This window comes from Arthrobacter sp. TmtSoilC51 (genome assembly GCF_055388015.1).
In genome coordinates, this window is sequence record NZ_AP035877.1 from 627,297 (window position 1) to 647,820 (window position 20,524).

The following is a 20,524-nucleotide window of genomic DNA, read 5'->3' on the forward strand; positions in this document are numbered from 1 at the left end:
GCATGCCGAAAAGTGAGATTTAGGTATGCCAAGTTGCGCTAGGGGAAGTGTTGGGCGTGCTTGCCCCGCCCCGAAGTCCGGCGAAGTCCGGCCAGTTTGGTTTCCCGCAGCCACGCAAGTGGATTTGTACTCGCTAGCCGCCCGCCTGGCTGAGCACCCCGGCGTCCCTCGGCGAACCGACTGAGCCGCGTCGCACGAGCCGCGCCTCCAATGGCGGCCCGGCTGGCGAGGAAGATTTCCTGCCCTCAATCTGCCGGATCAACGCGGTGGCGGCAGCCATTCCCATGTCGTAGACGGGCTGCGCGATGACGGTGAGCGGGGGAGTGGTCAGCCGGGTCCACGCGAAATCGTCGTACATGAGCAGGGACACATCCGATGGGATGGAGAGGCCCGATTCCTGGATGGCCTCCACAACGCTCAAGGCGATCAGGCCGTCCGAGGCAATAATGGCAGTGGCAGCATCAGGTCCTTGCAGCAGCTCACGGGTAATTCGCATGATCGAATCCGCGTCGCCGGCATTCAGCCGCACCAGGTCTGTCGGCTGGCTGAGGCCCGCTTCTGCGAAGGCGCGGCGGATCCCCTCAAGGCGGTCCGATATTTGCGAGGAATCCAGGGGCATTCCCGCCTGGTAGGGGCCGTCTGTCCGAACCGTCGAGACGAACGCGATGCGTCGATGGCCTGCCTCGATGAGGTACTTGGTGGACTCGTAGGAGATGGTGCCCATGTCCACGGCAAACGTCTCGACGTCGAGGCCATCGGCGGCGCGGTCCAACAGGACCAGCGGCCGCCCGGAGTCGCGGACCTGTTTCAAGTGCGAGGTTTCCACTGATGAAGCGGGAGCAACGATGAGCCCATCAACCCGCTTATCCAGAAGCACCTGGACGGCGTCCACCTCGGCGGCCCGTTCTTCGTCGGTGTTGATCAGGATGACGTTGTAACCGCTCTTCTTCGCCGTATCGGTGATGCCTCTGGTGGCCAGGCCGAAGTGCGGGTTTTCGATATCGCCCACCACCACGCCAATGGTGTTGGATTTGCCCGTGTTCATGCTGCGCGCAAGCTCATTGGGGCGATAGCCAAGCTCTTCGGCTGCGGCGAGAACCCGTTCCCGAACGTCCTCGCTGACGGCGCCGTAGTTGCCCAGTGCGCGCGCGGCCTGGGCTTTGGAGACCTGGGCGGCTTTGGCGACGTCGGCAACCGTTACGTCCCGCCGTCGGGATCCGTCAGTGCTCATGTTCACCTTTCAGAAGTGGTGTTGACGCGGCTTGTGACTTCCGCTACATTTCAATCAATCGATGTGAGTCCGGTCTCAATCTTAGGGACTGAGACCGGACTCAGCAAGACCTGACATCGAGTAAGACCCCAAAAAGCGGCCCAAGACAGCACCGCTGGCCCTCCCCACGATTGGACAACGCTGTGATCAAACTGAACTTCCGCCCGGCAGCCCTCGCAGCAGCAGCCTTGGCGGCCATCCTCGCCCTTTCCGGCTGTGGTGGATCGTCCGCCGGAACCTCAAGCTCGGCCGAGAACTCCTATGGCCTGATCGAACCCGGCACCATCCGCGTCGCCAGCCTGGGCGACTCCAAGCCCTACACCTTCACGGATGGCTCGGGTAATTTCACGGGCTTTGATGTGGAACTCTTCAAAGATGTAGCCCACCGTGCGGGCGTAGACAAGGTTGTCTTCACCGGCCAGGACTTCTCCGGACTGCTCGCAGCCGTATCCAATGGCCAATTCGACGTCGGCGTCGCGGCCATTGGCATCACGGACAAGCGCAAGGAAACTGTTGACTTCTCCGACGGTTACCTGGCTGGCTACCTGACGGTCATCACCACCAAGACATCCGGAATCAAGGACGTGAACGGCCTCTCCGGCAAGCGCCTGGGCGTCGTCCAGGGAACCCTGCAGGAAGCCTACGCCGTCAAGAACTTCACGTCGGCCCAGCTGGTCCGCTTCCCGGACAACAACACCGCAATCTCTGCGGTCAACAGCGGTTCGGTGGACGCCCACTTCCTGGACTACGAGGCAGCCAAGGCCTACCAGGAGCAGTTCGGACTGGTCAGTGCAGCCGACATCCCGTCCTTCGACGCCCCGGCTGGCTTTGCCATCGCGAAGAACAAGCCCGCCTTCAAGGAAGCCTTGAACAAGGGCCTGGCCGCGGCAATGGAGGATGGCACGTGGAAGAAGCTCTACCAGAAGTGGTTCCCCGGCTCGCCGATGCCGGAGCAGTACCTGCCCAAGGCTGAGCAGACCTCCAGCCCGTCCCCGACGGCTGCCAAGTAACGCGGCGCCGCACCCAACAACAGCGCCGTACCCAAAGAACAGCGCCGTACCCAAACAACAGCCGGGCGGGCCGCACCCAGCCCGCCCGGCAATCCGAAAACCAACAAACGTCTGAGAGCATTCAATGGATTGGCTCAATACCATCAGCCGCACATTCTTCGATGTCGATTCGATGATCGAAGTACTGCCCCAACTCCTGGGAGTTGGACTCCTCAACACCCTGATCATCTCCATCGCAGCAACCATCCTCGGCGTAGTGATGGGCATGGTGGTGGCGGTCATGGGGATCTCACGGTCCAAATGGCTGCGTATTCCGGCTCGGATCTACACGGACCTCTTCCGTGGCCTGCCCGCAATCCTCACCATCCTCCTGATCGGCCAAGGCTTTGCCCGGTTCAGCCAGTCCGTGTTTGGACCCTCGCCGTACCCGCTGGGAATCATCGCACTGAGCCTGATCGCCAGCGCCTATATCGGAGAAATCTTCCGTGCCGGCATCCAGAGCGTGGACAAAGGCCAAGGCGAGGCATGCCGCGCATTGGGCATGAGCTACTCCAAGTCAATGGCCCTGGTAGTGGTGCCACAAGGGGTACGCCGTGTACTGCCTGCCCTGGTGAACCAGTTCATTGCGATCGTCAAAGACTCCTCATTGGTCTACTTCCTTGGCCTGCTGGTCAGCGAACGTGAACTGTTCCGTGTGGGCCAGGATGCCGCAGTACTCTCAGGCAATCTCTCGCCGCTGGTCATGGCAGGGATCTTCTACTTGGTGATCACAGTGCCACTGACCCACCTGGTTAATTACTTCGACAACAAGTTCCGCACCGGTCGCCGCCGTCCCACAGCCCCAACCAGCGGGCTGAAGGAAGTCAAGGAACTCGACGCGGCATCGCCGCTCATCACCGGGAGCAACACGTGAACCTCACTAGCAACAGCAGCAGCACCGCCAGTGCCAGCACCAACAAAACCGCCCCAGACATCGAAAAGTTCCACGGCTCCAGCCTGGAACTGCGGAACCTGACCATGGCATACGGCGACGTCGAGGTACTTCGCAACGTCAGCCTCACCGTAGCTCCGGGCACCACCACATGCATCATCGGTCCGTCCGGTTCCGGCAAGTCCACACTCCTTCGCGGCGTCAACCGCTTGCACGAACCCAAGAGCGGCGATGTGCTTCTGGCTGGCGAAAGCGCCCTCAAGGTCAAGCCGGACATCCTCCGCGCCCGCATCGGCATGGTGTTCCAGCACTTCAACCTCTTCCCTGACCACACAGCCCTGGAAAATGTGGCCCTCGCCCTGTGGAGCGTCAAGGGAATGTCCAAGAAGGAGGCACGGGAACGCGCCCAACGCCGGCTCGCCGAAGTGGGCCTCGCCGAACGCGCTGACCACCGGCCACGTGACCTCTCCGGCGGTCAGCAGCAACGCGTCGCCATCGCCCGGGCCCTCGCCATGGAACCCGAAGTCATGCTCTTCGACGAAGCCACCAGTGCCTTGGATCCGGAACTCGTCAAGGGTGTCCTGAACCTGATGGCGGGCCTCGGCCGTCGCGGGATGACCATGCTGGTGGTCACGCACGAGATGGGCTTTGCCCGCAAGGTTGCTGATCAAGTGGTCTTCATGGATGAAGGCGAAGTGGTGGAGGTCGGCACCCCGGCCGAGCTCTTTGACAACCCGCGTAGCGAACGCCTGCAGCGCTTCCTTTCGGAAGTCCTGTAATGGGCGCGAATCCTGTGATCGGCCAGGTAACAGCGGCACCCATCCGGACCGCCGTCGTCGGGTTTGGCGTCTCCGGAAAAGTCTTCCACGCCCCGCTGATCGCAGCGGATAAGAACTATTCGCTGGACGTCATCGTGACGGCGGACCCGGAGCGTGCCACCGAAGCCGCGCGCCTCTACCCTCAGGCGCGGATAGTGCCCACTCCGGAGGAGATGTTCGCCCAGGCAGGCGACCTCGATCTCGTCGTTCTGGGAACGCCGCCACTTACTCACCTCGAACTTGGGGCCACGGCCATCGCGTGCGGCCTGAACGTCGTGGTGGACAAGCCTTTCGTCACCACGGTGGCCCACGGCGAGGAACTGGCCGGGCGCGCGTCCGACGCCGGCGTGCAGCTAACGGTCTTCCAGAACCGCCGGTGGGACGCCGACTTCCTGACGTTGCGGAAACTTTTGCGCGACGGCGCACTGGGAGAGGTGCGGACATTTGAGTCCCGTTTTGAATGGTGGCGCCCGGAAGGCTTCGGAAACTGGCGCGATACATCAACCCTGGCCGAGGGCGGTGGCATCCTTCATGACCTCGGCGCCCACTTGATCGACCAAGCCATCCAGCTGTTCGGGCCTGTGGAGGAGAGCTACGGCGAGACCGCAAACCACGGTCCGTATCCAGCCGCGGCGGACACCGAGGCCTTCGTGTCCCTGCTCCATGAATCCGGCGTGCGGTCCCGGCTATGGATGAACGGCATGGCGGCCCAGGTTGGCCCAAGGTTCCATGTCCTCGGATCAAAAGCCGCGTACACCAAGTGGGGACTGGACAGTCAGGAACCCGCGCTCGCAGCTGGGGTCACTCCGTCGGACGCCTCTTATGGCACCGAACCCCAGGAGTCTTGGGGGCTTCTGGGAGTGGACGGTTCAGCTAAACCCGTTCCCGCAGAAAAGGGCGCGTACCCACAGTTCTACACCGGGCTCGCAGCCTGCCTTCGTGGGCAAGGCCCGCTTCCCGTAGCGCCGGCCGAGGCGCTGGAAACCCTCAAAATCATCGAAAGCATCCACGCCTTCGCGTAAGCAAGTGCGTCCCAAGCACCCACAAGCACATCAAAGAAAGGGAGAGCTATGTCCTCCATCAAGCACGTCGCCGTCATCGGGGGTGGCATCCTGGGCGTTTCCACCGCCGTTCACTTGCTCCGCGGGGGAGCTTCAGTCACGCTGCTGACTGAACAGGGCCTGGCCAGCGAGGCCACGGGCCGATCACTTTCCTGGCTCAACTCCGCAGGCGAGAGGTCCACCCCCTACCACCAGCTGCGGGTTGCCGGCGTCGACCGGTACCGGACGCTGTTCGCCGCAGATCCCAGCCGCGAGTGGCTTCAGTTCGGCGGAGGCCTCATGTGGAACGCCGCAGGCAAGCGCGAAGTAACCGAGGCCCGCCATGCTTACGAGCAGTCGATTGGCTACGACTCCAAGCTTCTGGCCCCTGAAGAAATCGCATCAGTAACGCCCGGAATCGACGCCAGTGCTGTTCCCGAGAACGCCATTTTCAACCCGGGGGAAGGCTGGGTCAGCCTGCCGGACCTGGTCAACTTCCTGATGGAGGAATTCCACGCCCTCGGCGGCCAGCTCATCCTCAACGCCGGAAAAGTCCAGGTGACGCTCGACGGCGGCAAGGCCACCGGCGTCGAGACTGCTTCCGGCCAGACCTATCCAGCCGATGCCGTCCTCGTGGCATGCGGCGCAGCAACGCCCGCCGTCGTGAAGCCACTCGGTGTGGAAATCCCCAATGGTTCCCCGGTCTCCATGCTGGTGGTCACCAAGCCTGTGGAGCACCAGGTGAAAGCAGTGATGAATACGCCACGTGCCGCCGTCCGTCCCAACCCGGGCAACACGTTCGCCCTGGACCACGACTGGTACGAAGACCGGATCACCGAACACGCCGATGGTTCTTTCAGCATTCCCGACGAGGTTGTACAGGAACTGGCCGACGAATCCTCCAAGCTGATTGCCGGCAACCCGGAACTCAAGCCTGCCTCCTGGAAGATTGGCTACAAGCCCATACCCGGCGACGGTGAGCCCGTCTTCGGTGAACTGGGCCAAGTACCTGGCTGTTTCGTAGCGTTCACGCACTCGGGCGCCACGTTGGGACTCATTGCAGGTGAACTGTTGTCCGGAGAGATCCTGACCGGCAACAAGCACCCCATGCTGGCAACCTTCCGGCCGGGACGTTTCTCCTAGCTGCTACCGCTTGGAAAGCCGCCCCAAAAGGCTCCTGGCCGGAGGAGGTCCTGAAGCTCATTGAGCAGTTTCGGAGAAGCCCGCTTATGGGCAGCGACCTATGGTTGAAATATCCGAAAAGATTTCCAGCAGCGAGAGGGGCCTGCCATGGCTGAGACCGGAACCGCCAAGTCCTACGACGGATTCACCGCGGACGAACGCGCCGCGATGAAGGAGCGTGCGCAAGAACTCAAGAAGACCTCGAACAGGAAGGCTTCAAAGGCCGACGGCGAGAGCGACGTCCTGGAAAAGATCGCCGAGATGCCGCCAGCGGATAAGGCCATCGCGCAGCGACTTCATGCGCTCGTGAGGGAGCATGCGCCGGAGCTTTCCCCGAAGACTTGGTACGGAATGCCGGCGTATGCCAAAGACGGGAAGAACATCGTCTTCTTCAAGAGCGCCGACAAGTTCAAGAGCAGGTATGCCACCCTCGGCTTTGAAGAGAGTGCAATGTTGGACGACGGCAGCATGTGGCCAACGTCGTACGCGCTGACGGAGCTCACCCCGGACGTTGAAGCCAGGATCGTCGAGCTCATCAAGAGGGCGGTCGGCTAGCGGAGCTGAACCGGCGACGACGGCGGTCACCTTGGTAGGTGACCGCCGTCGTCGTATGTGTCTAAGTCCTGAACGCGCCTAACTTGGCGGTTGGTTGGGCTGATCTGGTTGATGCGTTGGATCAGGATGTGGTGGCACGGGACCAGGATCCGGAACCGGAAGCGGTCCGGGCGTCGGATTCGGACTCGGAATGGGGCTGGGCGGGAACGGGGTAGTGGGATCCGGTGGTGGCGGGACCGGTCCCGGGTCCGGCGGAAACGGCTCAGGTTCGTGAGTTGGAGGAAGCGTCATCATCTCTCCTTTGGAACTCGGCATTGGTCTTTTTCAGCGTAGTGATTATGCGGGCAGAGTCCATAGCCCACTGCCCGCGTAGATGCGCCACAAAAAAGTCCTAAAAAAGTTCGTACCCTGCGTAACCCTTGGGCGTCCCCCGACGATTACGTCTTTGAAAGGGTCGAGCTGGAATTTGTCCCCCATCATGTTCCAGCTCGGCCCTTCTCTGTCCTGATGAGATTTTGAGGGACATTGTGGGCCGTCCTTGGGGCGGCCCGGTTGAGCAGATACCCTTGGTGGGTTGCCCGTCGAGCAAAGGCGGATGACCTGGCTCCAAGCCCCGGACCTGCCGCCGATCGAAAGTCTCTTCACTGTGACCGACGCATTGACCGACGAAGCGCTTCATGCACTCAAGGGCAATAACGCGGAACTGTTCAGCGCCGTCTACCAGGCGTACGCCGGACCGGTCCTCGGCTACCTGACCGCTAAAGGGGTGTCAGATCCCGAGGCCATCACACAGGATGTGTTCCTGGCTGTCCTGCCCCGTTTGGACGACATCAGGGGAGGAGCAGGCGGACTACGGACTTTTGTTTTTTCGGTGGCACACGCCCGCATGGTGGATGAGCATCGGAAGCAAAGCAGGGCCCCGGAACACCATGAGTTCGAGCCCGAGCGCGATACCCGCGAGTCAAGCTCCGCGGAGTCTGAGGCAATGGGCCTGCTGGCTCCCCAAGAGGTCATGAAACTCCTGGATACCCTCAGGGACGATCAGCGGGAGGTCCTGGCCCTCCGGATCGTGGCAGGACTCACGGTGGAACAGGTGGCCGACATCATGGGGAAATCCGCCGGCGCTGTAAAGCAACTGCAGCGCAGGGCTTTGACGGCGCTCCGTGAGCATTCGGCAGTAAAGGAATACGTGTCCTCATGACATACAGGGATATGGAACGCGAAGTTGTCGTCGACGAGCTTTTGCTCGACGCCGAGCTCACTGGCGCGCCCGACGTTCGGCAGGCACTGCTCTCCATCCGTTCCTTCGCGAACCTTCCGGCACCGGCCCCCAATGCGGCACTGGCCGCGATGCTCGCTGGACCGCATGATGAAGTCAGCAAGCGCCGTTGGCGCCGCAAGCACCGCACGGCTGTGGTCAGCGTGGCTGTGGTCGCGGCTATGGGGCTTGGCGTGAGTGGTGTGGCCGCGGCCAGTTCCGGCTTCACCCGTACGCCTGCGTTCGTCAATGAACTGCTGGGCAATTTCGTTCCGCCGTGGTCCGCCGCAGTGCCGGTGCTGCCCACGCCGGATGCCCCGAAAGTCAGCACGGAACCAGCACCTGCCGTGGATCCCGCAGCCGTCCCGCTAGCAAGCGAATCACGTGCTGCCGCGCCAGCCCGGCAAGCCGATGAGTCTGCGGGGACTTCCCTGCCGGTCCAGACCCGGGGGCAGCAGGCAGCGACTGAAGCGCAGGCGGCCGACGTCGAAAACGTCCCGGCGGCTCCCGGCGCAACTGCGGCCCAGCCACCTCGAAACGCCCAGCCACCCCGAAACGACGAGGCGACGCCGGCAGAGGCGAAGCTCGGTGCGGGAGCGCTCCAGCAGGCAAAAAGCAGCCAGAACGTGCCAACGCTCCCTGACGTTGCCAATCCGAGCGTCCCGGCGACTACAACGGCCAAACCCGCACCCGCCCACGGTAAAAAACCAAGCCAGGCACTCCCATCGTTGAACGAGAAGCCGACTGATGAACAATTCCAGTCCTTCGTGGACAAACTGAAGCATTGGTTGAGGGGCACGGGACACTAAGCTTGCGTCATGATGCATGTCAACGATCCGGCCGTGGTGGAACGATTGATGCGAACAAAAGGATGCTGGGCCATCGTAGGGCTTAGCAACAATGAGTGGCGCTCCGCATATGACGTCTCACTGTACGTTCGGGACCGCATGGGCATGGAGATCATCCCCGTGAACCTCAAGGGCGAGGATGTCCATGGCGAAAAGGGCTACAAGTCCCTCGCGGATATCCCTGCTGAGAAGCACCCTATCGACGTCGTGGACTGCTTCGTCAACTCGCAGCGGGTGGGTGCTGTTATCGATCAGGCGATCGCCATCGGCGCGAAGGCTGTGTGGCTGCAGCTGGGGGTCTTTGACGACGACGCCGTACAGCGCGCCAGGGATGCAGGTCTGGACGTCGTGGTCAATTCCTGCCCGGCACGTGAAGGCTGGCATTACGGCTTGTAATCCCCAGGGTGATTCCTTTGCTAATCTGCAGCTGACTCATTCTTTTTAGCCTTAGGGGACGGCCATGTGTGGCGACCATTCAGCGGTGCCCATCTCCACGCCAGCTTTCCAACCAGCCCGACGCGCCGTGCTCGGGGTTTTTGGCGCTTCGCTCGTTGCCGGACTGAGTGCCTGCGCTGCACCGGAAAGCTCGACGCCGGAGCTGCCGCACGGTTCCGCGTCTGCATCGCCCGAGGTGCCGGGCCCGAATGGCGGGCTGTCGGCCGGGGGTGAGGTGCCGCCGTCGAACAGTGCAACCCCAACGAACAGTGCAACCCCAACCCCAAGGCCGACCAAACGGATCCGCCGCACCTTCATTCCGGACTACCAGCTGCCCCCGATCGTCGGTGGCCTGGCACCTGTGATCACCAAGATCGAAACCAAGCATCCGGTAGTGTTCCTGACCATCGATGACGGCAACATCAAGACGCCGGAATCGGTCAAGCTCATGACCGACTACGACTACCCGGCTTCCCTGTTCCTGACCAGGGACACCATTGCGGACAACCCCGCTTTCTTCGACGCCTTCCGGGCCCAAGGCAGCCTGGTGGAGAACCACACCGTCACGCACAACATCAACATGGTGCGGCAGTGGGGGTACCAGCAGCAGCTGAACGACATTGTGGGCATGCAGGAGTACGCCTTTCAGCACTACGGCCGCCGTCCTACGCTGTTCCGGCCCCCGGGCGGAGCTTACTCCAACGTCATGCGGCAGGCGGTTGCGGCTGCTGGAATGAAGGCGATCATCACGTGGGAAGCTAAAGCCAACGCCGGAAAGATGGACTATCAGGTGGGTAACTCACTGCGTCCCGGTGACATCGTGCTGATGCATTTCCGTGCCGAGTTTTCCGCGGACCTCGCTGCATTCCGTGCTGCACAGGTGGCCGCGGGACTGGAAGTCGTGCTACTGGAGGACTTCCTGGGCGTGGCGTAGGCCTGCCGGGTAATCTCACCTCCATGGATGTTTCCCAGCTCCGCCAGATCTGCCTGGGCTTTCCCGGGGCTTTTGAAGACTTCCCGTTCGGACCTGAAACGTCCGTGTTCAAGGTGCGGGCCGCTGTCGCCGGTGGAGCCCGGCACGAGGCCAAGATGTTCGCGCTCTCCGCGATGGATCCCGGCAACTGGTCCGTGAGCCTCAAGTGCGAGCCTGTGTTGGCCGAGCAACTCCGCGCAGCCCATCCCGAGATCACAGGTGCCTGGCACATGAACAAGACGCATTGGAATGGCGTCCGGCTGGATGGGTCCCTCCCCGATGACATGATCCGGGACATGGTGGAGGACTCCTATGATCTGGTGGTGGCTACGCTCAGCCGCAAGCAGCAGGAACAGCTCGGCTGGGCACGGCTCGCCAATCGCCCCGGCATCTGAAACGGCAACCTGACCCCGGACTGACACGGCCCCAAACCCTCTCCCCACGCCGTTGACATGGGGCTACATTGATAGTGCAAGCCAACGGGCGCAGCGGAGGCTGGTCAGGAGCGGGTTGATGCTGGATCAGGGAACTTTGGACCACTTATGGAACTTTGGCGATCCGGCAGCATCTGAGGCCAGGTTCCGGGCAGCCATGCTGGAGGAAATTTACGACGCCGATGAGCGGGCCGAGTTGGCAACACAGCTTGGGCGGGCCATCAGCCTGCAGGGCCGTTTCGAGGAAGCCGACGCTCTGCTGGACGGAATCGATGGCGATGAACCCACCGTGGGTGTACGCGTCCTCCTGGAGCGTGGACGCGTTTTGAATGCCGGCGGACACGCAGCGATGGCCGTGCCGCTCCTTGAACAGGCTGCGGAGCTGGCTGACCACCTTGGTGAGGAATTCCTGGCCGTGGACGCACTGCACATGCTCTCGATTGCGGACGTAGCCCACGCCGAAGCCTGGATGCGGAGCGCCCTGGAATACGCATCCACGGCCCATCATGAGCGGACCAAGCGATGGATGATTGCTTTGCACACAAGCCTCGGCTGGTTTCTGCACGGTAACGGGCGCTTCACGGAAGCCTTGGTGGAGTTCCAATTGGCCGAACAATGGGCGGAACGACTGGGAACTGAGCGGCAAAGGCTCCTCGCCCGGGAAGCGATTACCGAGTGTGGAAAAGCCCTCGCGGAGGGTCCGTAGAAAGATCACGCTTTGACAAATGTTGATCGAAAGTACCGAGAAATATTGATTTTCGATCATTCGTGGTGAAGTATGTCACACGAAGGTTGGCGCTGCAGAGTGGCCAACCCAGACTGTCCGACTTTCCGGCCGCCTGCCGCAAGAGTCGACATTACGAGTCACTGGAGGGTTACGAAATGAACGTTCAGCACCAGTCCCTTGGTCGCCGCGGATTCCTCCGCGGGGCACTCGCAGCTGCGGTGCTTGTCCCCATGGGCGGAACCATTGCGTCCTGTGCAGCAGGTGGTGGCGGTACCACTACCGGCCCCACGGGCACCGTCTCCGACACCAACCCCTTTGGCATGGCGGACAAATCCACCGTCGACGCCGTGATCTTCAAGGGCGGCTACGGCATCGACTACGTCGATTTCGCCGGCAAGGCTTTCGAAAAGGCCCACTCGGGCTCCACCGCCAAGATTGCCCCGTCCACGGATATCGCGCAGGAGCTGCAACCGCGCTTCGTCGGTGGCAACCCGCCGGACTTGATCGACAACTCCGGTGCCAAGGCTATTGGCTTCAGCACCATCCTTGCCCAGCTCGAGGACCTCACCAGCGTGGTAGAGGCCAAGAACCTCGAGGGCAAGGTCATTAAGGACACCCTGTACACGGGCGTGCTCGCTCCCGGGACCTTCGAGGGCAAGCTGGCTGCGCTGAACTATGTGCTCACCGTCTACGCCATGTGGTACTCAGACTCCCTGCTCAAGGAAAACGGCTGGACCGTTCCGAAGACCTGGGACGAAATGTACGCACTGGGCGAGCAAGCCAAGGCCAAGGGTAAGTACCTGTTCCTCTGGGGCAAGGAAGCTGCCACGTATTACCAGGAAATGGCTATCGCTTCCGCTATCAAGGAAGGTGGCGACGACGTCCGGCTGGCCTTGGAGAACCTCAAGGCAGACTGCTGGTCGCACCCGGCGATCCAGTCCGTCTTCACCGCCTTGGACAAGATCATCAAGGCGGGCTACTTCAAGCCCGGTGGTTCCGGAACGCAGTTCACGGCAGCCCAGGCCCAGTGGAGCAACGCCCAGGAGGCAGTCTTCTACCCGTCCGGTTCGTGGATCGAAAACGAGATGAAGGACCAGACCAAGGCGGACTTCAAGATGACGGGCGCGCCGGTGCCTTCAGTGAGTGCGAGCCCCAAAAAGCCGTACGCCTCGCTGCACAGTGCAGCCGGCGAGCCATATGTGGTTCCCTCCCAAGGCAAGAACGTGGCCGGCGGCAAGGAACTGCTCCGCGTCATGCTCTCCAAGGAAGCTGCTACCAACTTCGCCAAGACCAAACTCGCTCCCACCATCGTCAAGGACACCGTCCCGGCCGATGGCTTCGGCTCCACCGCGTTGGTCTCGCAGACCAAGCTGCTGGGTGATGCCGGTGAGAACATCTACACCTGGAACTTCATTGACCTTTACGGCACCAATAAGGACCAACTCGTCGTCTGGAATACCTTCCTCGATGGCAAGTCGGACGTTGCGACGCTTACCTCGGCCCTCCAGAACATCACCGACAAGGTCCGCAACGACAGCTCGGTCAAGAAGATTGAAGTGAAGTGACCGTAGTGAAAACCAAGCAGAGCCGGAACGACGACGGCCTGGCCGCCGTCGTTCCGGCCATGGCCCCACCGGTTGTGGTGAGGCGCCGGCGCAAGCCGCTGACGTGGGATAAAGTCAGCTTCTTCGCGGTGTTCCTTGGCCTGCCGCTGGCCATCTATCTCTTGTTCGTGATCTGGCCTTTTATTCAGGCTTTCGGTTATTCCTTGACGGACTGGTCGGGTTTTTCGCCCACGCAGAACTTCATCGGCTTTGAGAACTACGCCAGGATCTTCACTGACGACATCTTCATGAAGGCCATGGGGAACAACATCCTCCTGGTCATCGTGCTGCCCATCGTCACCATCATCCTGAGCCTGGTCCTCGCCACCCTGGTGACCGTCGGCGGAAGCAGCAAAGGCCAGATCAAGGGCCTGCGGAACTCCAGCTTCTACCGCGTGGTCTCGTTCTTCCCGTACACGATTCCCGCAATCGCCATTGGCATCATGTGGGGCCAGATCTATGATCCGTCCGGGGGCCTGCTCAACGGGATCCTGACCAGCATGGGCCTTGACCAGTTCAAGGACTTCGCGTGGCTTGGCGACAAGAATACGGCCATGATCGCCACGATGTTCGTGATTGTGTGGGGCTTCGTTGGCTTCTACATGGTGCTGTTCGTGGCCGGTATCAAGGGCATTCCTGCCGAACTGTTCGAGGCCGCCAGGATCGATGGCGCAGGCAGGCTTCGTACCGCCGTGTCCATCACCATCCCGCTGATCCGGGATAACATCCAGACCGCCTACATCTATATGGGTATCCTGGCGCTCGATGCGTTCGTTTACATGGCGGCCCTCAACTCCGGTGGTGGTCCGGACAATTCGACGCTCGTGATGGCACAGCAGTTGTTCTTCACGGCCTTCAGCAAGGGCCAATTCGGCTTGGCCAGCGCCATGGGCGTTGTCCTGGCTGTTGCCACCCTGATCTTCTCCGGCCTGGTGTTCGTGATTAATCGGCTCACTGGTGGCGACAAGGACGTGAGCATCTAATGACAACAAAAGTTTCAACCCCGGAAATGAAGTCGCTGCACTTCCAGCCCCGCAAACCTGCCACGACGCCCGGGGACAAATTGGTGGGCGCTGTTTCACACACCGCTCTGACCATTTGGTCCCTCATTGTGATCCTGCCGCTTCTGTGGACGTTCATGTCATCCTTCAAGACGTCCAGCGAGATCTTTGCCTCTCCGTTCGCCTTGCCCTCGCAATGGCGGTTCGACAACTATGTGAAGGCCTGGAGTGAGGCTGGAATCGGGAGCTACTTCCTGAACTCGGTGGTTGTTGTGGGTTCGGCATTGGTGATCGTCATGGTGCTCGGCGCAATGTGTGCCTACGTCCTGGCGAGGTACACGTTCCCTGGCAGCCGGGCCATCTACTACCTCATGCTTGCTGGCCTTACCTTCCCGATTTTCCTCGCCATGGTCCCGCTGTTCTTTGTGCTGAAGAACATTGGACTGCTCAACACCCTGCCGGGCCTGATCATTGTGTACGTGGGGTTCGCCCTGCCGTTCACAGTGTTCTTCCTGTTCTCCTTCTTCAAGTCGCTGCCGCACGAAATCACTGAAGCCGCAGCACTCGACGGCGCAGGGGAGTGGCGGACATTCTTCCAAGTCATGTTGCCGATGGCCAAGCCGGGCCTCGCCTCGGTTGCCATCTTCAACTTCCTTGGACTGTGGAACCAGTTCCTGATCCCTGTTTCCATCAACGCTGCCGGGCCGCGCGTTCTCTCGCAGGGCCTCGCGGCCTTCGCTGGCCAGATGGGGTACGCAGTGGACTTCGGCGCACTCTTCGCTGCAGTCACTGTCACGGTGGTTCCGGTGCTGATTGTGTACGTCATCTTCCAGCGTCAGCTGCAGGGTTCGGTCTCGCAAGGCACCTCGAAGTAGCAGCGCCTGTACGGTGCTGACCTTCTTTGAAGACGGAACGCCCCCGACGCGCCGCAATTAGCGGCGTGTCGGGGGCGTTCGTGCCTCAAAGAAGGTCAGGAAGCGACGGCTCCTAAAAACCTAACTCAGAACATCCAGGGGATCTCCGCGTGGCCGAAGTCCGAGAACGAGCCGAAGCGGCCCGCCTTGAACGCGAGCACTTCGCCGTCCCGGTCCCGGCACGTCGTGACCTGGCCGAAGAAGACCTGGTGATCTCCGACGTCGTACTGCTGCACAACCGTGCAGTCCGCCTGGGCGAGGGCTCCCTTGATGACAGGAAGCCCGTTCTCGGTGATGTCGAATTCGCCGTCGCCGAAACGGTCGCCGCCTCGCACCGCAAAGCGTCGCGCCATCGACTCCTGCTTGGCCCCAAGGATCGAGACGGCGAACTTGCCGCTCTCCATCAATGCCTCACCGGTCCGGGTGCCGAAGTTCAGCGAGATCATAAGGATGGGCGGTTCCAAGCTGATGGAGGTCAACGAGCTGATGGTCATCCCGTACAGCTCATCCTCGTGCTTGGTGGTGACCACGGCAACGCCGGTGAGGAAGCGGCCCATGGCGCGGCGCATTCCCATGGCATCGGGAACAGTGAAGAGCGGTGCGAGGCTCATGTCAGTTGCTCCGCTCGGCTTGTACCGGATCGGTGTAGTACCGGACCTCGAACATCTTGGCCCCGTTTTCGGAAACCCACGGCCCGTGTTCCATGCCAGGCGGACGGGTGGCCCAGTCGCCTGCCTTGAAGGTCTTGCCGAGGCGCTGGTCCACGAACGAGCCCTCGAAGATGAAGACCTCTTCCCAGAAATCGTGCGTTAGGACGCCGTTGGGCGAGGTGTCCGTTCCGGGCTCGAACTTGAGGATGCGCGTGACGCTGTCATTGTCTGAGTCCCGGGCAAGGATGGCCTCGGACAGGCCCTCGATGTGGGGGTTGCAGGGTGCGAAGTCCACCGAGGAGGTGGGGGTGAACTCGAATTCGGGCTTTCCCATGATCAGATCCCCTCCGATTCAGTGGTGCCGTTGATGCTGTAGGAACCCAGGTACTTGTCGAGCTCTGCCACCAGGGCGTCGTAGCCGTAGTTCCTGTAGGTGTAGGCGCCGCGGACTACGAATGGAGCGCCGGCGTAGAACATTTCGTACTGCTGGTGGCGGCCGGCGAATTCGGAGCCGATGATGTCCCAGGCCAACTTGAACAGCTTCACACGCTCTTCGCTGGTAACACCGGGGGACTGCACGTAGCGTTCCATGTCCGGGCGGGTCACACTGCTGGTCATGTCGGCGATGCTGGACGGCAGTTGCAGCACGCCACCACCAACGAGGTCGCGAAGGATCGAAATCACGCGCGGGTACGTCTCGGATTGAAGACCCATGGCTCCGTAAAGGGCGCTCTTTCCGGGAACCATCATGCCGGCGTCGTCCTTGGTTGCCGTGTATTCGGCGGCGAGAACTGCCGATTCGACGGACTGGACGATGGCGGCGAGTTCGCCGAGCTTTTCCTGCACGCCGGGGATCTTGTCCGTGCCGTTCACCTGGGTGACCTTGCGGGCGACAGAAGCAATGAACTTCAGCTTGGTGGAGAACCGGATCTGGGCCTGCCAGTTTCCCAACGCGTGGGCACCGGTATCGAAGAACTGGCGGCGGAGGGTATCGATGTTCCGGTTGATGAAGACGCGGTCCCAGGGGATGAGCACGTCATCGAACACCACCAGGGCATCCGGCTCGTCGTAGTGGCTGGTCAGCGGGTAGTCGAAGTCGCTGGTTGCGGCGGGCGCGAACGGACGGCGGCAGTACAGCTTCAATCCGTCGGTGGCCACCGGGATGGCGAAGCTCACGGCAAAATCGACGTCGTCCGGTCCGAGTGGCTTGATGCAGGTGACGAAGACTTCGTCGGCAATCGCCGCGCCCGTGGCGAGCATCTGCGATCCGCGGACGATGATGCCCTCCTCGGTTTCACGCACGACGCCGACCTGCAGGTACTCGCCTTCCCAGCCTGATGCTGTGGTTGCCCGGGAGACCTGCGGCGGAATGATCGCGTAGGAAAGGTACAGGTTTTCGGACAGGATCTTCTTGTAGTACCGCTCCACGTTGCCCGCGAAGTCACGTTCTTCATTTTTGAAGACATCGGCGTGGGAGCCGAAAGCGGCGAAGAACGTACCCACGTGGTCGGGGCTGCGGCCAACCCAGCCGTGGGTGTGCTTGGCCCACTTTTCAATGGCCTGGCGCCGGAGGACGAGTTCTTCCTGCGTGCGGGGAGCGGCGAACGTGCGGTTGGCGGGTCCGTCGATTTCTTCGGAGTGGAACTGCATGCCGTTGCTGGGATCGGCTGCGATGTCGAACAGCTCAGCCATGGTCTGGGCGACCTTCGCGAACGCCGGGTGTTCCAGGACGTTGCCCACTACCTCGCCATCGAGGATCACCGACCGGCCATCGTTCAGGGACTTCAGGTATTGCTTTCCGGTTCTCATCGAAGTGAGCCTTTCTTGATTTTGTAGTTGTGTTCGATTCTCGTCCCGTCGGGGAACGAGAGCTCTACTTTCCAGGAAGTTCCGTCGACAAATTTTCCGTCCAGCAGCGGCAGGGTGCCGCCCAGGCACATGAAGTCGGCGTCGCCGACGTCGGTGCGTGCCAGGAGCTTTTCGACGACGTCGGCAGGCTTGCGCAGGCCGGCCAGCGACCCTTCCTGGTACAGGTTTCCGTCCACCCACGAGCGAGCGGTGCACTGGTCAAGGTCCAGGTCTTCGAGCGACTCGACTTCGATGACCTCGGTTGCGACTGGCTTGGGGCATGCCCTTTTGGAATCGCCGATGTCCTGGGCTTCGATGTCCCTGTCCGTGTGGTCGGACCCGATGCCGAGGTAATACTTGCCGTCGTGGCGGATGTAGAGAGGTTCTATCTCTCCGGAGGTCAGGTTAGTGCTGGTGTCGTGTTCGCCTGATGTATCGAACAGGTCCGAGTCCATCCGGTAGAACATGGGCACTTCCGGCGGTGGAGCTACGCCGATGGCTGCCAGCTCATCGATGTGGTGCTGTACGGCCTTCGGATCGCGGCCCGTGTAGCCGGCCACTACTGCGTGGAAGTCCGAGACCGTGATTGTCTTGTCCGTGCCCACCACCCTGAAGGTGAGTGGGACTTGCCTTGTGGTTTCCATACCGTCTCCTTGAATGATGTCTGAATCGTCTTGTGGGTCAAACGGCAAGAGCGTCGTACGCCGCGAGCCGATCGCCAATGACGGGAAATTCGGTGCGTACTGCTTTGACCTGATCGGGATAGATGTCCACCATGAGCACCGATTCCCCGGCCCCGGCCTCGGCGAGGACATTCCCTGCGGGATCGACCACCCGGCTGTGTCCTCCGAGCTCCACACCTTCCTGGCTGCCGGCGGCGTTGCAGGCAATCACGAAGATCTGGTGCTCCAGTGCCCGGGCCGTTGTGAGCAGCCGCCAGTGTTCGCGACGCGCTGCCGGCCAGGCTGCCGGGACGATGACGATTTCCGCGCCCCGGGTGCTCAGCTCCATCCACAGACCTGGGAACCGAAGGTCATAGCAGGTGATCCCGGCCGTTGCTCCGAACGGCAACTCCACCACCGGCAGTGAGGATCCCGCCGTGAGGAGGCTGGCTTCCTTGGACTTGTAACCAAAGACGTGGATCTTCCGGTACGTATGGAGGACTTGCCCGTCCGGTCCCAGCAGGATGGACGTGTTGCTGAGTTGGCCGTCCTCGCCTGCTTCAATGACGCTCCCGACGTGGAGGTACACACCCAGATCCGCCGCCACGCGTGAGCACATGGACACCGTGGGACCGCTGTGGGTTTCGGCAAGGGCGTGGTACTCGTCGAAGTGGAAGTATCCGGCGCTCCACAACTCGGGCAACACGATCAGATCGGCACCGTTGATGCCGCGAAGAATCGTTTCCACGCGATCGATCCGTTCCTCGCGGGTTTCCGAATCCGGGCTGGCCACCTGGACGAGTGCGACTTTCATTTCTGCTCCTCGTCCAGGTCGCTGAGCCGCAGGCCTTTGGTTTCCTTGGCGAACATGACCGAGACCATGGAGATCAGGCCCATCGCGGCGAGGTAGATGCCGATCGCGTATCCGGTGCCGAAGGCGCTGTAGAGTGCCAGGGCGATGATGGGGGACAGTGAGCCAGCGATCAGTGAGGCGAGGTTGTAGGCCACGGAGGTGCCGCTGTACCGGACATCCGTGGGGAAGAGTTCGGAGAAGAACGCGCCTATCACGGAGCTGTAGGCGGCGAAGATCAACAAGCCTCCGACCGCGGCTGCAATAATGCCCCACACCTGGCCGGTGTTCAGCAGGGCGAAGAACGCGAACGCCCAGATCACGGTGGCAATCGAAGCACCGATCATGATGGGCTTCCGGCCCACTTTGTCCGCATAGAGCGCCAGGATGGGGATGGCGACGACGGCGACACCTTGACCGATCATGACGGCGGTGAGGCCGGTCTGCCGCTGCAAGCCCATGATTTGGGTGACGTAAGTGATGATGAACAGCGAGTAGATGTAGAAGCCTGCGTTCTCGCCCATGCGGCTTCCGGTGGCGATGAGCAGTTGGCGCCAGTTGCGGCGGAACAAAATGGCCAGGGGCAGTTTCCGTTCCTTGGTTGCTTCGGCCTCGCGCTTCAGCTGTGCTTCCTTGAACAGCGGGGTCTCCTGGACATAGAGACGCAGGACGAGGCCAATGATCACCAGCAGGGCGGAGAGCCCGAAGGCGACCCGCCAGCCCCAGGCAACGAACTCACTCTCGGGCATGGTGGCAGCGAGGATTGCAAGAACGCCGGCAGCCATGAGGTTGCCCAAGGGCGGGCCCATATTGGGCCAGGATGCCCAGAATGCCCGCCGTGCACTGTCATTGCTGTGTTCGGAGACGAGGAGAACGGCCCCGCCCCATTCGCCGCCCAGTGCGAATCCCTGGATCAGACGCAGCAACAAAAGCAGCAACGGTGCTGCGATGCCGATGGTCGCATAAGAAGGGATGAACGCAATAAGCGTGGTGGCGACGCCCATGAGCATGAGGCTGGCTACCAGGGTGGCGCGACGGCCGTGCTTATCGCCCAAGTGCCCCAGGACGATGGCGCCCAGCGGACGTGCAAGGAAGCCGGCGGCAAATGTTCCGAGCGCCAGCATGGTGCCCACGAGCGGGTCACTGGTAGGGAAAAAGAGCTTGTTGAAAACCAGTGCGGCGGCGGTGCCGTAGAGAAAGAAGTCGTACCATTCGACGGCCGTGCCGGCCAGGCTCGAAGCGGCGACCACCGGCAGGCTGGAGTGCTTCTGCTGCCTCAGTTCTGCTTTCTTCAAATCGGTCATTGTGGGGATCCTTTTGCGGTTGGGAGGGGCCGGGCCGTGAAGCGAGGCCTATCCCAGGAAATTGAGGGGTTCCAAATGCGTGAGCGGAGTCACTGAATAACACTGTAGACTAGTTGTATACAACCCGTCTACATGTGATGAAGAAGTTTTTTCACGAGTGTCCGGGTTGGTCCTGAATGCAACTCGTATACTGGGCTTCGCGAGAAAGGC

At 61.5% G+C, this 20,524-nt stretch carries 22 protein-coding genes; 15 read left to right on the top strand and 7 right to left on the bottom strand.

All coding sequences use genetic code 11. The features are described from left to right. Positions 1 to 133: 133 nt before the first annotated feature. Positions 134 to 1,231: a LacI family DNA-binding transcriptional regulator gene (locus ACZ5G6_RS03040; protein WP_498689307.1), complete on the bottom strand. Its 1,098-nt coding sequence runs from the start codon at positions 1,229 to 1,231 to the stop codon at positions 134 to 136. Positions 1,232 to 1,413: 182 nt separating this feature from the next. On the opposite strand from ACZ5G6_RS03040, the gene ACZ5G6_RS03045 reads away from it, so the two are divergent. The 15 genes from ACZ5G6_RS03045 (at position 1,414) to ACZ5G6_RS03115 (ending at position 14,961) form a co-directional block, all read left to right on the top strand. Further along, positions 1,414 to 2,280 (top strand): ABC transporter substrate-binding protein, encoded by an 867-nt coding sequence (locus ACZ5G6_RS03045; RefSeq protein WP_498689309.1) that lies wholly within the window; start codon positions 1,414 to 1,416, stop codon positions 2,278 to 2,280. A 124-nt stretch (positions 2,281 to 2,404) separates the two neighbouring features. After that, positions 2,405 to 3,193, top strand: coding sequence for an amino acid ABC transporter permease (locus tag ACZ5G6_RS03050; RefSeq protein WP_223935683.1), 789 nt, complete (start codon positions 2,405 to 2,407; stop codon positions 3,191 to 3,193). Next, positions 3,190 to 3,990: an amino acid ABC transporter ATP-binding protein gene (locus ACZ5G6_RS03055; protein ID WP_498689312.1), complete on the top strand. Its 801-nt coding sequence runs from the start codon at positions 3,190 to 3,192 to the stop codon at positions 3,988 to 3,990. Before ACZ5G6_RS03050 ends, ACZ5G6_RS03055 begins: the two co-directional genes overlap by 4 nt. Then, positions 3,990 to 5,051, top strand: coding sequence for a Gfo/Idh/MocA family protein (locus ACZ5G6_RS03060; protein WP_498689314.1), 1,062 nt, complete (start codon positions 3,990 to 3,992; stop codon positions 5,049 to 5,051). Before ACZ5G6_RS03055 ends, ACZ5G6_RS03060 begins: the two co-directional genes overlap by 1 nt. A gap of 48 nt (positions 5,052 to 5,099) precedes the next feature. Then, positions 5,100 to 6,212 (top strand): NAD(P)/FAD-dependent oxidoreductase, encoded by a 1,113-nt coding sequence (locus ACZ5G6_RS03065; RefSeq protein WP_223935685.1) that lies wholly within the window; start codon positions 5,100 to 5,102, stop codon positions 6,210 to 6,212. 147 nt (positions 6,213 to 6,359) lie between these two features. Next, entirely contained in the window at positions 6,360 to 6,806 is a 447-nt protein-coding gene (locus ACZ5G6_RS03070) for an iron chaperone (RefSeq protein ID WP_223935686.1), read from the top strand. Positions 6,807 to 7,452: 646 nt separating this feature from the next. Further along, a complete protein-coding gene (locus ACZ5G6_RS03075; protein ID WP_498691732.1) occupies positions 7,453 to 8,007 on the top strand; it encodes an RNA polymerase sigma factor in 555 nt (184 codons plus the stop codon). After that, positions 8,004 to 8,873 (top strand): hypothetical protein, encoded by an 870-nt coding sequence (locus ACZ5G6_RS03080; protein WP_223935687.1) that lies wholly within the window; start codon positions 8,004 to 8,006, stop codon positions 8,871 to 8,873. Before ACZ5G6_RS03075 ends, ACZ5G6_RS03080 begins: the two co-directional genes overlap by 4 nt. A 9-nt stretch (positions 8,874 to 8,882) precedes the next feature. Further along, on the top strand, positions 8,883 to 9,308 hold the full coding sequence (locus ACZ5G6_RS03085; protein ID WP_216922015.1) for a CoA-binding protein: 426 nt from the start codon (positions 8,883 to 8,885) through the stop codon (positions 9,306 to 9,308). Between the two features lie 64 nt (positions 9,309 to 9,372). Then, on the top strand, positions 9,373 to 10,281 hold the full coding sequence (locus tag ACZ5G6_RS03090) for a polysaccharide deacetylase family protein (protein ID WP_498689318.1): 909 nt from the start codon (positions 9,373 to 9,375) through the stop codon (positions 10,279 to 10,281). A gap of 23 nt (positions 10,282 to 10,304) precedes the next feature. Next, the gene (locus ACZ5G6_RS03095; RefSeq protein ID WP_498689319.1) at positions 10,305 to 10,715 is read left to right on the top strand and encodes an MmcQ/YjbR family DNA-binding protein; all 411 of its coding nucleotides are present in this window, start codon (positions 10,305 to 10,307) and stop codon (positions 10,713 to 10,715) included. A gap of 118 nt (positions 10,716 to 10,833) precedes the next feature. Further along, complete coding sequence (locus ACZ5G6_RS03100; RefSeq protein WP_223935690.1) at positions 10,834 to 11,460, top strand: tetratricopeptide repeat protein; 627 nt, start codon at positions 10,834 to 10,836, stop codon at positions 11,458 to 11,460. 176 nt (positions 11,461 to 11,636) lie between these two features. Further along, complete coding sequence (gene ngcE / locus ACZ5G6_RS03105; RefSeq protein ID WP_223935691.1) at positions 11,637 to 13,046, top strand: N-acetylglucosamine/diacetylchitobiose ABC transporter substrate-binding protein; 1,410 nt, start codon at positions 11,637 to 11,639, stop codon at positions 13,044 to 13,046. After that, positions 13,043 to 14,068, top strand: a complete 1,026-nt coding sequence (locus ACZ5G6_RS03110) for a carbohydrate ABC transporter permease (protein WP_223935692.1) — start codon at positions 13,043 to 13,045, stop codon at positions 14,066 to 14,068. Before ngcE ends, ACZ5G6_RS03110 begins: the two co-directional genes overlap by 4 nt. After that, positions 14,068 to 14,961: a carbohydrate ABC transporter permease gene (locus ACZ5G6_RS03115; protein ID WP_216922004.1), complete on the top strand. Its 894-nt coding sequence runs from the start codon at positions 14,068 to 14,070 to the stop codon at positions 14,959 to 14,961. The genes ACZ5G6_RS03110 and ACZ5G6_RS03115 overlap by 1 nt, the downstream gene beginning before the upstream one ends. 125 nt (positions 14,962 to 15,086) lie before the next feature. On the opposite strand, the gene ACZ5G6_RS03120 is transcribed toward ACZ5G6_RS03115, so the two are convergent. From ACZ5G6_RS03120 to ACZ5G6_RS03145, 6 genes are read right to left on the bottom strand one after another with little or no spacing between them, the layout of a single operon-like run. Further along, positions 15,087 to 15,611, bottom strand: a complete 525-nt coding sequence (locus ACZ5G6_RS03120) for a flavin reductase family protein (protein WP_223935693.1) — start codon at positions 15,609 to 15,611, stop codon at positions 15,087 to 15,089. A gap of 1 nt (position 15,612) precedes the next feature. Beyond that, positions 15,613 to 15,984, bottom strand: a complete 372-nt coding sequence (locus ACZ5G6_RS03125) for a cupin domain-containing protein (protein WP_498689323.1) — start codon at positions 15,982 to 15,984, stop codon at positions 15,613 to 15,615. 2 nt (positions 15,985 to 15,986) lie between these two features. Next, a complete protein-coding gene (locus ACZ5G6_RS03130) occupies positions 15,987 to 17,459 on the bottom strand; it encodes a 4-hydroxyphenylacetate 3-hydroxylase family protein (protein ID WP_498689325.1) in 1,473 nt (490 codons plus the stop codon). Continuing rightward, positions 17,456 to 18,142 (bottom strand): DUF2848 family protein, encoded by a 687-nt coding sequence (locus ACZ5G6_RS03135; protein ID WP_223935696.1) that lies wholly within the window; start codon positions 18,140 to 18,142, stop codon positions 17,456 to 17,458. The genes ACZ5G6_RS03130 and ACZ5G6_RS03135 overlap by 4 nt, the downstream gene beginning before the upstream one ends. A gap of 37 nt (positions 18,143 to 18,179) precedes the next feature. Next, on the bottom strand, positions 18,180 to 18,974 hold the full coding sequence (locus tag ACZ5G6_RS03140; protein WP_498689329.1) for a carbon-nitrogen family hydrolase: 795 nt from the start codon (positions 18,972 to 18,974) through the stop codon (positions 18,180 to 18,182). Beyond that, complete coding sequence (locus ACZ5G6_RS03145) at positions 18,971 to 20,314, bottom strand: MFS transporter (protein WP_498689331.1); 1,344 nt, start codon at positions 20,312 to 20,314, stop codon at positions 18,971 to 18,973. Before ACZ5G6_RS03145 ends, ACZ5G6_RS03140 begins: the two co-directional genes overlap by 4 nt. Between the last annotated feature and the right edge of the window lie 210 nt (positions 20,315 to 20,524).

Excerpts from the sequence above, each read along its gene's own strand:
- ACZ5G6_RS03040 (WP_498689307.1), bottom strand. The coding sequence starts at position 1,231 with ATGAGCACTGACGGATCCCGACGGCGGGACGTAACGGTTGCCGACGTC.
- ACZ5G6_RS03050 (WP_223935683.1), top strand. The coding sequence starts at position 2,405 with ATGGATTGGCTCAATACCATCAGCCGCACATTCTTCGATGTCGATTCG.
- ACZ5G6_RS03060 (WP_498689314.1), top strand. The coding sequence starts at position 3,990 with ATGGGCGCGAATCCTGTGATCGGCCAGGTAACAGCGGCACCCATCCGG.
- ACZ5G6_RS03065 (WP_223935685.1), top strand. The coding sequence starts at position 5,100 with ATGTCCTCCATCAAGCACGTCGCCGTCATCGGGGGTGGCATCCTGGGC.
- ACZ5G6_RS03070 (WP_223935686.1), top strand. The coding sequence starts at position 6,360 with ATGGCTGAGACCGGAACCGCCAAGTCCTACGACGGATTCACCGCGGAC.
- ACZ5G6_RS03080 (WP_223935687.1), top strand. The coding sequence starts at position 8,004 with ATGACATACAGGGATATGGAACGCGAAGTTGTCGTCGACGAGCTTTTG.
- ACZ5G6_RS03085 (WP_216922015.1), top strand. The coding sequence starts at position 8,883 with ATGATGCATGTCAACGATCCGGCCGTGGTGGAACGATTGATGCGAACA.
- ACZ5G6_RS03090 (WP_498689318.1), top strand. The coding sequence starts at position 9,373 with ATGTGTGGCGACCATTCAGCGGTGCCCATCTCCACGCCAGCTTTCCAA.
- ACZ5G6_RS03095 (WP_498689319.1), top strand. The coding sequence starts at position 10,305 with ATGGATGTTTCCCAGCTCCGCCAGATCTGCCTGGGCTTTCCCGGGGCT.
- ACZ5G6_RS03100 (WP_223935690.1), top strand. The coding sequence starts at position 10,834 with ATGCTGGATCAGGGAACTTTGGACCACTTATGGAACTTTGGCGATCCG.
- ngcE (WP_223935691.1), top strand. The coding sequence starts at position 11,637 with ATGAACGTTCAGCACCAGTCCCTTGGTCGCCGCGGATTCCTCCGCGGG.
- ACZ5G6_RS03115 (WP_216922004.1), top strand. The coding sequence starts at position 14,068 with ATGACAACAAAAGTTTCAACCCCGGAAATGAAGTCGCTGCACTTCCAG.
- ACZ5G6_RS03120 (WP_223935693.1), bottom strand. The coding sequence starts at position 15,611 with ATGAGCCTCGCACCGCTCTTCACTGTTCCCGATGCCATGGGAATGCGC.
- ACZ5G6_RS03125 (WP_498689323.1), bottom strand. The coding sequence starts at position 15,984 with ATGGGAAAGCCCGAATTCGAGTTCACCCCCACCTCCTCGGTGGACTTC.
- ACZ5G6_RS03130 (WP_498689325.1), bottom strand. The coding sequence starts at position 17,459 with ATGAGAACCGGAAAGCAATACCTGAAGTCCCTGAACGATGGCCGGTCG.
- ACZ5G6_RS03135 (WP_223935696.1), bottom strand. The coding sequence starts at position 18,142 with ATGGAAACCACAAGGCAAGTCCCACTCACCTTCAGGGTGGTGGGCACG.
- ACZ5G6_RS03140 (WP_498689329.1), bottom strand. The coding sequence starts at position 18,974 with ATGAAAGTCGCACTCGTCCAGGTGGCCAGCCCGGATTCGGAAACCCGC.
- ACZ5G6_RS03145 (WP_498689331.1), bottom strand. The coding sequence starts at position 20,314 with ATGACCGATTTGAAGAAAGCAGAACTGAGGCAGCAGAAGCACTCCAGC.